Source organism: Nocardia gamkensis NBRC 108242 (assembly GCF_001612985.1).
GTDB lineage: Bacteria > Actinomycetota > Actinomycetes > Mycobacteriales > Mycobacteriaceae > Nocardia > Nocardia gamkensis.
On the sequence record NZ_BDBM01000023.1, the window covers coordinates 1 to 12216 of the forward strand.

At 68.4% G+C, this 12216-nt stretch carries 10 protein-coding genes and 1 pseudogene; 4 read left to right on the forward strand and 7 right to left on the reverse strand.

Features of this window, described 5'->3' with window-relative positions; translation table 11 throughout:
* Both NG1_RS37510 and NG1_RS19770 read left to right on the forward strand, forming a co-directional pair.
* Positions 1-536: pseudogene (locus tag NG1_RS37510) on the forward strand (Fe-S oxidoreductase); the annotation flags it as partial.
* A gap of 42 nt (positions 537-578) precedes the next feature.
* Positions 579-953 carry a PIN domain-containing protein gene (locus tag NG1_RS19770; RefSeq protein WP_174315366.1) on the forward strand — a complete coding sequence of 125 codons (375 nt, stop codon included), beginning with the start codon at positions 579-581 and terminating at the stop codon, positions 951-953.
* Positions 954-1028: 75 nt separating this feature from the next.
* Here NG1_RS19770 and NG1_RS19775 read toward each other — a convergent pair whose 3' ends face one another.
* The 4 genes from NG1_RS19775 to NG1_RS19790 all read right to left on the reverse strand — a co-directional run bounded on the left by NG1_RS19775 (position 1029) and on the right by NG1_RS19790 (position 4794).
* Positions 1029-2177 (reverse strand): acyl-CoA dehydrogenase family protein, encoded by a 1149-nt coding sequence (locus tag NG1_RS19775; RefSeq protein ID WP_062972914.1) that lies wholly within the window; start codon positions 2175-2177, stop codon positions 1029-1031.
* Positions 2177-3406, reverse strand: coding sequence for an acyl-CoA dehydrogenase family protein (locus NG1_RS19780; RefSeq protein WP_062972917.1), 1230 nt, complete (start codon positions 3404-3406; stop codon positions 2177-2179). The genes NG1_RS19775 and NG1_RS19780 overlap by 1 nt, the downstream gene beginning before the upstream one ends.
* A 195-nt stretch (positions 3407-3601) precedes the next feature.
* Positions 3602-3808, reverse strand: coding sequence for a calcium-binding protein (locus NG1_RS38410; protein ID WP_245659963.1), 207 nt, complete (start codon positions 3806-3808; stop codon positions 3602-3604).
* A gap of 449 nt (positions 3809-4257) precedes the next feature.
* The gene (locus NG1_RS19790; RefSeq protein ID WP_062973119.1) at positions 4258-4794 is read right to left on the reverse strand and encodes a YdcF family protein; all 537 of its coding nucleotides are present in this window, start codon (positions 4792-4794) and stop codon (positions 4258-4260) included.
* A gap of 145 nt (positions 4795-4939) precedes the next feature.
* On the opposite strand from NG1_RS19790, the gene NG1_RS19795 reads away from it, so the two are divergent.
* Together NG1_RS19795 and NG1_RS19800 are read left to right on the forward strand one after the other, a co-directional pair.
* Positions 4940-6262, forward strand: coding sequence for a UDP-glucose dehydrogenase family protein (locus NG1_RS19795; RefSeq protein WP_062972922.1), 1323 nt, complete (start codon positions 4940-4942; stop codon positions 6260-6262).
* 117 nt (positions 6263-6379) lie between these two features.
* Positions 6380-7720, forward strand: a complete 1341-nt coding sequence (locus NG1_RS19800; protein ID WP_501193576.1) for a DUF7159 family protein — start codon at positions 6380-6382, stop codon at positions 7718-7720.
* An 81-nt stretch (positions 7721-7801) separates the two neighbouring features.
* Here the strand turns inward: NG1_RS19800 and NG1_RS19805 are convergent, their stop codons facing one another.
* From NG1_RS19805 to NG1_RS19815, 3 genes are all read right to left on the reverse strand, one after another.
* Positions 7802-9082, reverse strand: coding sequence for a YibE/F family protein (locus tag NG1_RS19805; RefSeq protein ID WP_062972926.1), 1281 nt, complete (start codon positions 9080-9082; stop codon positions 7802-7804).
* A 393-nt stretch (positions 9083-9475) separates the two neighbouring features.
* Positions 9476-10729: a pyridoxal phosphate-dependent aminotransferase gene (locus tag NG1_RS19810; RefSeq protein WP_040870789.1), complete on the reverse strand. Its 1254-nt coding sequence runs from the start codon at positions 10727-10729 to the stop codon at positions 9476-9478.
* 103 nt (positions 10730-10832) lie between these two features.
* Positions 10833-12170, reverse strand: coding sequence for an NsdA family TPR-like regulatory protein (locus NG1_RS19815; RefSeq protein WP_084499046.1), 1338 nt, complete (start codon positions 12168-12170; stop codon positions 10833-10835).
* Positions 12171-12216: the final 46 nt, after the last annotated feature.

Below are 12216 nucleotides of genomic sequence, written 5' to 3' on the forward strand. Positions count from 1 at the left end.
CCGCGCCCGCGGCCAAGGCAGCCGAGACCGAGGCTCCCGCGGCCGAGCCGGTCAAGGGGCTGGGTATGAAGGGCGCCGCCAAGGCGCCCGGTGGTGGTCTCGCGATGAAGGGTGCGGCCAAGGCGCCGGGCGCCAAGGCGTCCGCTGCCCCGGCGGCCGAGGCAGCGCCCGAAACCGCCGCCGAACCGGCTGAAGCCGAGTCGGCCGAAACCGGGCCCACCGAGACCAAGCCGACGGTGCCCGCCAAGGGTCTGGCCATGAAGTCCGGCTTCAAGCGGCCCGGCGCCAAGGCCCCCGGTAAGCCTGCCGCGGCTCCCGCGGCGTCGGCCCCGGCGGAGGCGGCTCCCGCCGAACCGGCTTCGACGGAGCAGGCTCCCGCCACGGAGACTCCTGCGGCGCAGGCCGAACCAGCTGCCGAGCCGGAGCAATCCAACGGCGTGAGCGGCAACGGCGCGTCCGAAGCCGCGCCGCCCGCCGCCAAGCCCGGCGGTCTCGGTTTCAAGGCGGGTGCGAAGGCGCCGGGCCGGAAGAACTGAGCTAAGAGCCAACTCCACACCGAACATCGGCCGGGTCCAGAAATGGACCCGGCCGAGTCGTTTCGGGCTGTCGCCGACTTCGCCGAGGTGACCAGCGCGCCCGGCGCACTTGTCGCCGGTTGTCATCTCACCGCTCTCGAGATCGGTTACTCGGCTCGGTCTCATGCCGATTACCTAGCCAAGATCGCCGGACAGAAGTCTTTGGTCTGGCTTCCGGTAACGGAAGAAGCGATGGACCGGGCATTGGACGTCCAGGGTCTGCTCGCTGCCCGAGGCGCACATCGCCTGCCGATCCCCGATCTGATCCTCTCTGCGACCGCCGAGGTGCACGGGACGACCGTCCTGCACGTCGACAGCGACTATCAGACGATCGCGGACATCACCGGTCAACCGCACCGGCGGCTCGGGACGAGCTGACGCGGTAACCGGCCGGTACAGCGGACAGCGGAAGTCGGTGCCGGGCCGGGATGACAGCCCCGGCCCGGCACCGGACTACGGGCGGGTCAGTGCGGCGTACCGGGCGAGATGTTCGTCGGTGGAGCCGAATTCGTGCTCGACCACGGTGAGCCGCTTGAAGTAGTGGCCGATGGCCAGCTCTTCGGTCATGCCCATCGCACCGTGCAGTTGCACCGCGTTCTGTCCGATGAAACGCGCCGCCCTGGCGACGGTGACCTTCGCCGCCGAGACGGCGCGTGCGCGGTCGTCGGCGGGCGCCCGCAGCGAGTGGACGGCCAGATGTACTGCCGCGACGGCTTGTTCGAGTTCGATGTACATATCGACCATGCGGTGCTGCAACGCCTGGAAACTGCCGATCGGCTGACCGAACTGCTCGCGCTGTTTGGCGTAGTCGATGGTGTCGGCGAGCACCTTGCGCATGCAGCCGACCGCCTCGGCGCAGATCGCCGCGGTGGCCTCCGCGATGGTCGGCTCGATGACGGTCCAACCGTCCGACTCCGTGCCCAGCAACGCGTCGGCGGGCAGGCGCAGGCCGGTGAACACGAGATCGGACGCGGTCCGGTCGTCGATGGTGCGGTAGGAATGCACCTCGACTCCGGCGGGCGGATCGGACGCGTCGAATTCGAGCCGGAACAGCGAGATGCCCGCCTTGTCGCGCCGTTCGCCGGAGGTGCGCGCGGTGATCAGCAGATCGGTGGCCAGCGGGGCGCCGGTCACCACGGTCTTCGCACCGTCGAGCACCCAGGCGTCGCCGTCGCGGCGGGCGGTGGTCGACACGTCGTGCAGCGCGTGCCCCGACGTCGGTTCCAGCGCGGCGAACGCGATGAGCGCGTCACCGGACACGATCCGGCGCAGCACGGCGTCGGCCTGCTCCCCGCCGGACCGCTCGAGCAGTCCGGCGCCGATCACGACGGTGTCCACGAACGGCTCGACCACCAGTGCCCGGCCGAGTTCCTCGGCGATCACCATGAGTTCGACGGGGCCGCCGCCGGTGCCGTCCACCCGCTCGGGCAGCGTCGCGCCGAGAATGCCCAGTTCGTCGGCGAATCCGCGCCAGACGGCGGGCTGCCAGCCCGACTCCGATTTCGCCGCGGCGCGGCTCTTCTCCAAGTCGTAGCGGGCGCCGAGGTATCCGGCGATCGCGGAGCGGAGCATTTCCTGCTCGTCGGTAAGCGTGAAGTCCATCAGAGCCCCAATGCTGCTTTGGCGAGGATGTTTCGCTGAATCTCGTTGCTGCCCGCGTAGATCGAGCCCGCTCGGTCGTTGAAGTACTTCAGCGGCGCGACGGCCTGCCAGTCCGCGCCGCTGTGGTAACCGTCGGCAGGCGGCGTGAACTGGGCGATCGGCCCGCCCGGCTCGGTGGCGTGCGGCTGGTAGACGCGACCGCGCGGTCCCGCGGCTTCCAGCGCCAGCTCGGTGAGTTTCTGGCTGAGTTCGGTGCCGAGGATCTTGAGTATGGAGGACGCCGGCCCCGGATTCTTGCCCTGCGCCATCGCGGAGAGGGTGCGGTACTCCAGGACTTCGAGCACCTCGGTGCGGATTCGCAGGTCCGCCAGCTTCGCCGCGAACGCGCGGTCGTCGATCAGCGGGTTGCCGTCCGGGCCGGGCTGCTGGGCGGCATTGACGGCGATGTCCCGGGCCATGACCTGGAGCCAGGGCGCCGCCGCTCCGCCGCGCTCGTGCACCAGCAGATACTTCGCGACGGTCCACCCGTCATCGATCCGGCCGAGCACATTGGTCTTGGGCACCCGCACGTTGTCGAAGAAGACCTGGTTCTGCACCTGCTCACCCGAGGTCATCACCAACGGCCGGATCTCGATGCCCGGCGCGGTCATGTCGATCAGCAGGAACGTGATGCCCTGCTGCTTCTTACCCGTGCGCGAGGTGCGCACCAGGCAGAAGATCCAATTCGCCTCGGTGGCGTGGGTGGTCCAGATCTTGCTGCCGGTGCACACGAAATCCTCGCCGTCGTCGACGGCGGCCATAGACAGCGCGGCCAGGTCGGATCCGGCCTCGGGTTCGGAGTAGCCCTGGCAGAAGAAGACCTCGCCGGTGAGGATGCGCGGCAGATAGAACGCCTTCTGTTCCTCGGTGCCGAACGCGATGATCGCGGGCGCCACCATCCTGATGCCCATCGGCGACAGCGCGGGCGCGCCGGCCAGCGCCGATTCCCGCTGGAAGATGTAGTGCTGGGTCAGGCTCCAGTCGCATCCGCCGTGTTCCACCGGCCAGGCGGGCGCCGCCCAGCCGCGCTCATGGAGGATGTGCTGCCATTCCATGCTCGCCTCGTGGTCGGGATACACGCTCGTCGCCAAGCGCCCGGCCCGCCGCAATTCCGGCGTCAGCTTCGCGGCGAGGAATTCCCGCACCTCGTCCCGAAACGCCAGATCCCCCGCTGACCAGTCGTATTCCATCTGCCCTCCCAGAGGGTGTGCACCGTTGCTTCCGTGGCGAATATCCCGCCACCACGAGACAGAATGTACGGCCGCTTCTCTCAGCGAGTCAAACTGACGTCACACGCCCGCAGATTACCGGCGGAGGTGCGGCGAGCGCCGCCGAGAGCCGGGCCCGCATCACGGACCCGGCTACCCATGGGCACACCTGGAGCGTCAGCCGCAGGAACTCGGTTCACCGATCTTGACCACCGACAGCACCGCCTCACCTTCGCCGATCAACGATCCCGGCGCGGGCGCCTGCGCCACCACGATCCAGTTCCGGTCCCGCACCTGCATGCGCCCCTTCCCGGTCGCGTCCTTGGATCGGGAGAAGAAGACACCGGCCGCCTGGATCGTGTCCTGCGCATCCTGCAAGTTCATGCACACGACGTTCGGCATAGGGGCGCGGGGAGCCGCCGGTTGTGATGCCTGCACGGGAGCAGGCATCGGTGCCGCGGGAGCGGCAGGCACCGCCGCAGCGGATGTCGACGAGGCGACCACAGCGCTTCGACCGGCCGGAGTCGCGGAGGTTCGTTGCGACGTCGAGTGGTCCTTGCCGTTACCACCGACAGCACTGCCGATCGCGGCCAGTGCCAGCAGCCCGCCAAGGACGGCCGCCACCCAAACCCATAGCGGCGTCCGCTTCTTCTGTGGCTGCTGCCCGATAGGCGGACCGTACGCGTTCGGCGGTGGCGGATATGTCATCGGCAGTTCCCTTGCTCTCATCCGTTTTCACGCACCGGGGTCGATGCGCACGGGCATCACATCGAGACGTCGATCACATTTGTTACTGATTTGCTATAAATCTAGGTGGGAGCAGGACGAAGCGGTCAGCAATCCTCGAAGAAGGCCTTCGCGAAGCCCACCGACTGGTAGGCGTAGTCGTAAGCCCAGCGTGGGGGGGAGAGGTCGGGTTCGGGGTCGGTGAAGAGGAGTTCTCCGTCCCAGCACTTCCGCAGGATGTAACGGGCGCGGGAGATGTGGGGAGTGAAGGTGACGACGATGACTCGGCGCCAGTTGTTGGCGCGGGCGAGGCGGGCCAGTTCACGGCCCTCGCCGCGAGTGGTGCGCGGCGACGGGTCGAAGCACAGGACCTCGAAGCTGTAGCCGCCGTGGCAGATCCGGTTCAGCACGGCGCTGTTGTCGTAGGGATCGGAGAACACCACGCGCGGCGCGTACCCCTCGCGCGCCAGGCGCAGGCCCAACTGTTCACGGCCGTCGTGCGCCCCGCCCAAGACGAGAACGGCATCCGCCGGAGCGGGCGGGTCGGTGCGCGGACGCACGTACACCGGCCACAGCGCGACCGTCGCGACGACCACCGCCAGACCGGCGCCGAGCACGGTCCAGGCCCATCGATGACGTCGCACCACGCCGATGCTAGCGGGGCCACGACTACCGTTGTGCCAGGTCAGGGCACCCGGTCCGGCGCCGTCGCCGCATGTACATCTGCTGTTGCCCCGACCCTTGCCTCGCTGACGTGGCGTGGCCACCGGCGGGGCTTACCAATCGATCATGCGATGCACAGTCTTCGGAACCGGGTATCTCGGGGCAACGCACGCGGCGTGCATGGCCGAACTCGGGCACGACGTCATCGGAGTGGACGTGGACCCGGGCAAGGTCGCGAAGCTGTCCGACGGAGTGGTGCCGTTCTACGAACCGGGCCTGGAGGGTGTGCTGCGCCGCAACCTCGATGCGGGCCGCCTGCGGTTCACCACCTCCTACGCCGAGGCGGCGGCGCACGCGGAGGTGCACTTCCTCGGCGTGGGCACCCCGCAGAAGAAGGGTGAGTACGCCGCCGACCTGAAGTACGTGCACGCGGTGGTCGACACGCTCGCCCCGCTGCTGGAACGCCCCTCGGTGATCATCGGCAAGTCCACGGTCCCGGTCGGCACGGCGGCCGCGCTCGGATCGCGCGCCCGCGCACTGAGTTCCACCGACATCGAGGTGGCCTGGAATCCGGAGTTCCTCCGGGAAGGCTTCGCGGTCAAGGACACCTTGCGGCCGGACCGGCTGGTTCTCGGCGTCGACCGGGAACGCGCCGCCGCAGGATGGGTGGAAGACCTGGTACGCGAGATGTACGCCGACCTGATCACCGCCGAGGTGCCGTTCTTGCTGACCGACCTGGCCACAGCGGAATTGGTGAAGGTATCGGCGAACGCCTTCCTGGCGACGAAGATTTCGTTCATCAACGCGGTGTCGGAGGTGTGCGAAGCGACCGGCGCCGACGTGACGATGCTGGCCGACGCACTCGGCTACGACGCGCGCATCGGCCGCCGATTCCTCAACGCGGGCCTCGGCTTCGGCGGCGGGTGTCTGCCGAAGGACATCCGCGCGTTCATGGCCCGCTCCGGTGAGCTCGGCGCCGATCACGCCGTCGCCTTCCTGCGCGAGGTGGACAACATCAATATGCGCCGCCGCACCAAGGTGGTCGACATGGCCGCCCGCGCCTGCGGCGGCTCGCTGCTCGGGGCCAACGTCGCGGTGCTCGGCGCGGCGTTCAAACCGGAATCCGACGACGTCCGCGACTCCCCCGCGCTGAATGTGGCCGGCATGATCCAACTGCACGGGGCGGTGGTGACCGTCTACGACCCCAAGGCTCTGGAGAATTCGCGCCGCGTGTTCCCCACCCTCAACTACGCGACCTCGGTCGCCGAGGCGTGCGAACGCGCCGACGTGGTGCTCGTGCTCACCGAGTGGGACGAATTCACCGCCCTGCGCCCGCGGGATCTGGAGGGCGTGGTGCGCGCCCGCTCGATTATCGACGGCCGGAACTGTCTCAATCGTGCCACGTGGAGAGCAGCCGGATGGGTGTACGCGGGACTCGGTACACCGTAGAGTTGCGGGGCGAGGCGGGCTACTGCCAGACAGACGACCAGTCCGCCCTAAGCACAGCTGATCGCCGGCGGTAGGGTCCGTCCAGCGGGCCTCCGCCGACGGACGGCGCAGGCTCGCATGTCGTGCAGTGTGAAACGAGATGGGCAGCTGATGAGTTCGGTACTGGGAGTTTCGGTGGGGGCCGGCACTGTCCGCATGGCGCGACCACACGCCGACAACCCCCACGGACATGTCTCCCCGCATTCCTTCGATCTGCAGACCATTCCGGTTGTCGACCAGAGCGTGGAAGAGCTGGCTGCCGAAGCCATCGGCGTCACCCTGGAAGCCACGCCGGGGATCGGCGCCACCGCGATCGCCTACCGCAGTGAGCAGCACGCCCGCGCCATTCGCGCGGCCATGGCGCGGCAGCAGCTGACCAATTACGAACTCGTGCCGGAGATCGCGGCGGCACTCGAGTTCGCGCAGGCCACCGGCGATATCCGGGGCATCTCCTCGCTGGTCGTCTACGACCTGGGCAGCTCGGGCCTGACGGTGAGCGTGGTCGACACCCACTCCCGCGAGGTGCGCCACAGCGAGCGCACCAGCGACATCAGCGGCGACTATCTCGACTCGTTGATTCGCGAGCAGCAGATCGCCTCCGGGCGGATCGCGCATCCGCCGAACGCCGCGGGCCTGGCCGCCCTGGACGGGCTGTGCCGGGAGGCGAAGGAGCAGCTGACCAGCAACACCGCGGTGGCGCTGCCGAGCGAGCAGGGGCTGGTCCTGCTCGCGCAGGAGAACTTCGAATCGTTGATCATGCTGGCGATCGAGTCCTCGGCGCGGATGGCACGCGACGTGATCGTGCGCTCGGACCGCCCCGTGCACGGTGTGCTGGCCATCGGCGGTTGCGCCCGGATCCCGTTGGTGGCCAAGGTGCTCGAACGCTGGATGGGCGTGCCCGTCATCGTGCCGGACAGCCCGGAGACCGTGATGGCCCGCGGCGCCGCGCTGCTGGCCAGACCGGTGCGCAAGGAGACTCCCGCCGCGAGCGCCGCCCTGGACGACGAGCTGTCGCCCGCCTGGTTGGCCGCCCCCGCCCAGCGTGGCAAACGTGAGATCAGCGGGGCCGTGCTGACGGTCAGCGCGCTGGCCGTGGTCGCCGCGATCGGGCTCGGCCTCGGGTACGGACCGCAGGTGCTGGAACGGGATTCGCACACCAGCGAGGGCTCGCCGTCGTTGTCGCCGACCACCGCACCGCGCACGACCAGCTTGGACCCGCAGATCGCCGTCGCGCCGGGTACCACGGAGTCGCCCGCCCACGAGTCGGTCGCCGCGCCGCCGCCGAACCGGCGGCAGACCACCAGCGAGGCGCCGCCGACGCCCGGCCCGAACACCATCGTGGTGCCCGGCCTTCCGCCGATCGTGGTCCCCACGATCCCGCCGGAGGTCTTCCCCTTCCCTCCCCCACCGCCCCGCTGAGCGAGCGATCGCGCGACTGGGGGCGCGGTGAAATCAGACCCTGACGTGCCGGACTCCGCGACGACGCGGCGGCGGTGAAGTTCAGTCCCTGGCGTGCCGGGCTCGGCGCGGACGCGGGGGCGGTGTGGGCTCTTTGGCCTTGAACGGCCGGGCCAGCAGCACCGCGATGCCCGTGGTCAACGGCACCGACAGCGCCAGCGCGATACCGCCGACCGCCGAGCGCGCGATCTCGATGGCCACCGCGTCACCGGTCAGCACGTCGCGGATCGACCGTCCCGCCACGCTGAACAGCAGCAGCAGCGGCAGCGCCCCACCCGCATAGGCCAGCACCAGCGTGTAGACGGTGCTGGCGATGTGGTCGCGCCCAACGCGCATGGCGGCGGCGAAAACCTCGCGGCGGGAAGCCGATTCGTCGAGGGCGGCCAGCTCGAACGCGGCCGACGCCTGGGTGATCGTGACGTCGTTGAGCACACCGAGCGAACCGATGATGAAGCCGGCCAGCAGCAGGCCGGTGATGCTGACGTGCTCGATGTAGGTCGCGACGTTCGTGTTCTGTTCCTCGGAAAGCCCGGTCAGATGGGTGATCTCGATGGTGAGCCAGGACAGCGCGGCGGCGAGCAGCATCGAGGTCAGCGTGCCGAGCAGCGCCGAACTGGTGCGCAGGTTCACCCCGTGGGCCAGATACAGCACCGCGTAGAGGATCAGGGAGCCCGCGACCAACGCGACCGGGATCGCGGGTTTGCCGTCCAGCAGGGCGGGCAGCAGGAACAGCACCAGCACCGCGAAGGCGAACACCAGGCCCAAGAGCGCACGGACGCCGCGCCAGCGCGCCACCGCGACGATCACCACCACGAAAACTACGAAGATCAGCGCGAGCGGCATCCCGCGTGAGTAGTCCTCGAACGAGTACAGCGGCGTGCCGCTCGGATCGGTCTGGCGGACCAATCGCAGTTCGTCGCCCGCGTGCAGGTCGGGTTGCCCTGGGCCCGGGGCGATCTCCAGCAACGTGCGGTTGCCCTTGTGCGGCCCGGACTCGATCGAGATCAGGCTGCGCTGGCAGGTGTAGGCGGTGCTGCGCGGTGGTTCGGGCTTCTCGACGAACACCTTGCCCAGCGACGGGCTGCCGCACGGACCGACATCTTGCAGCACCACGGTGCCCGCTTCGGTCTGCACCGCGCCGCCGCCCGCGTTCTGCATCGGCAGCGGGATGTCGATGTGCTGCTTGCTCGGCCACAGCACGATCGCGGCGATGACGACGACGACCCCGATCACGGTGAGTAACCCGACGACCACGCGCGCCGCGGTCGCGCCGATCGCGATCGGCCCCGAATGATCGTGGTGATGGTGGTGGTGGTCGCTCACCGCGCTCCTACCTGTCAGATGTGGTTCTGCCCGGAGCGAGCCTAAAGGATTTCATTTTCAAGACCGTCGCGGCGTCGCCGAACACAGTGGATACACGGTCAGAGCGATCCGATCGAAAAGAAAGGGGAGATTTTAGAGGGGGCGGCGGAGAGCAGGGGGATGTCTCCGCCGCCCGCAGGGCAGGCGGCCCAGGGGGGTAGGCGGCCTAACCCGAGGCCGGATGTGCCCAGGGGGGGTAGGCAATCCGACCAGGCACTCAGAGTGCCGAGAACCACTGTACACAAAAGTACTTCTTTTGCGCTAGTTAGTCGCCAAACCCGACATGTATCCGTACGTCGAGTTTGTTTACCGGCTGGAAGCCGGGCGATTATATGGTTCGCCGCCAACTTCTCACTACTGGCGATAGCTGGCGAGGAAGTTGCCGAAGCGTTCGATCGCGACCGCGAGATCGCGGGCCCACGGCAGCGTAACGATCCGCAGATGGTCGTGATCGGGCCAATTGAAGCCGGTGCCCTGCACCATCAGGATCTTCTCCTGCAGTAGCAGATCCAGGATCAACTTGGAGTCGTCGTAGATCTCGTAGACGTTCGGATCCAGCTTCGGGAACGCGTAGAGCGCACCCTTCGGCTTCACACACGACACGCCGGGGATCATGTTCAACCGCTCCCAGGCGACGTCGCGCTGTTCGAGCAGCCTGCCGCCGGGCAGGATCAGATCCTCGATGCTCTGATGACCGCCGAGCGCGACCTGAATCGCGTGCTGCGCGGGCACATTCGGGCACAACCGGGAAGAGGCGAGCAGGTCGATGCCCTCCAGGAAACCGGCCGCGTGCTCCTTCGGGCCGGTGATCGCCAGCCAGCCCGAGCGGTAGCCCGCGACCCGGTAGGCCTTGGACAGCCCGTTGAAGGTCAGGCACAGCAGGTCGGGCGCCATGGTGGCCAGCGAGATGTGCTTGGCGTCGTCGTAGAGGATCTTGTCGTAGATCTCGTCGGCGAGCAGCAACAGCTGATGCTTGCGCGCGAGGTCGGCGAGCTGCTGGAGCACTTCCGCGGAGTACACCGCGCCGGTGGGGTTGTTCGGGTTGATCACCAGCAGCGCCTTGGTGCGGTCGGTGATCTTCGATTCGATGTCCGCGATGTCGGGCTGCCAGCCGTTGGCCTCGTCACACAGGTAGTGCACGGGAGTGCCGCCGGCCAGGCTGGTCATGGCGGTCCACAGCGGGTAGTCCGGGGCCGGGATCAGCACCTCGTCGCCGTTGTCCAGCAGGGCCTGCATGGTGATCGTGATCAGCTCGGAGACGCCGTTGCCGAGGTAGACGCCGTCCACGTCGAGTTCGGGGAAGCCGGGCACGAGTTCGTAGCGGGTCACGATCGCGCGCCGCGCCGACAGGATGCCCTTGGACTCGGAGTAACCCTGGGCGTACGGGAGCGCCGCGATGATGTCGCGCATGATCACGTCCGGCGCCTCGAACCCGAACGGGGCGGGGTTGCCGATATTGAGCTTGAGGATGCGGTGGCCCTCGGCCTCCAGCCGTGCCGCGTGCGCGTGTACCGGTCCACGGATCTCGTAGACGACGTTCTGGAGCTTCGTGGACTGCTCCAGAACACGCGGGGGGCGGTGCGGATGATGAGGACTCACCCGTCCCATGGTGCCATCCGTCGCAACCGGATAAACCGTCACTCCGAGCTGGTCCCCGGGCTCCGCGCCCGCGACGGCGTCCCGGGCACAGCGAAGTGTGACACGTCACTCACTAGGCCGGGCCGCCCGGCGGGATGCCCTTCGCCGCGGTGGAGCCGCAGAATTCCTCGATCCGCTCGTCCAACCGGCGCGCCTCGACCGAGTCACGGAAGGCCGGGGCCGCGATCCCCCTGCGCATATCGGTCAGCCGCTCCTCGAGCTGCGCGATGCGCTTGTCCTCGTCGAGCCCCAGCACCGGTTGCAGCGCCTCGGCCGCGCCGTCCAGGCTGCCGTTGATCAGGTGGGCTGCCGCGCAGTCGACCCTGGCCAAGGCTTCCGCACCGTAGGAGCGCTGTTCGGACGGCCCGTTCGAGTACAGCTCGATGGCCCGCTGCGTGGCGCCGAGCGCGCGCTCCGCCTGACCGAGGTGGATATAGGTGGCGCCGGCGTAGTAATTGGCCTTGGCGTCGTTGAACCCGAAGACCCCGCCGACTTCGTCGTGCAAGGTGTCGGTCGCGGCGATCTCGCGGGCGTCGTCGGCCGCCCGGACGCAGCGATCGGTGTCCGCGGCGCTGCCCAGCGCCGACCAGATGCGCGCCTCGATGTTGAGCAGGCGCACCTGCGCGGTCGCCGACTCGGCGAACTCCTGCCCGCTCTGGGCGAGCTGAACCGCCCGGCGGGGACGCTGCGACCAATACTCGATCAGCGCGTGCATGCCGCGGGTCCAGGCGCGAAGCCCGTTGTGCCCGCACAGCTCCGCGTAGGCCCAGGCGGCACGGACCTGCTCCCCGGCCGCGTCGTAGTAGCCCAGGTCGGTGCTCGCGTTGGCGAGCAGACCCGAGAGCGTGCCCGCCAAGAGATACAGATGACCGGTATCGGCGGGCCGCTGATGGCCTTCCAGCAATCGGTACACCCGGCGGCGCACCCGCACCATGTCCACCATCATCGGCACCGGCGGAATGCGCACGTAGTCGTTCGCGATGCGCATCACATCCGCGTCGAGCTGTTCCAATGTGCTCGCACCGACATTGGTGCTCTCGGCCTTGCCGGCGTGCTCGCTGGCCTCGTGGGCAGCCGCCATGATCAGATCCCTCTCCGAAATCGCTGCTAACGCAACACCTCTCATCGCACCGGCGTCTATGAGAGCCAAAAGGTCCGCGTCACTCGAATAATCAACGCGCGCCGAGGCGTCGGCGCGCGCATCGAATCCCGGCGGGACGGCTCGATCGCTCGAGGGCTGATCGATCAAAGCCGCGAACCGGGCTCGCACCACATCGTCGGACCTGGCCAGTGAGGTATCCAGAGCGGCTTGGTTGATCGGTCGTGGATGAACCCGGACGCCCCCGGCTTCCCACTTCGACACCAAGCGTTCGTGCACACCCAGATGGGCGGCGAATTCCCTGATGCTCATCCGCTTGGCATCGCGAAGGGCGCGGGCCTCTTTGCCTGACCAATGC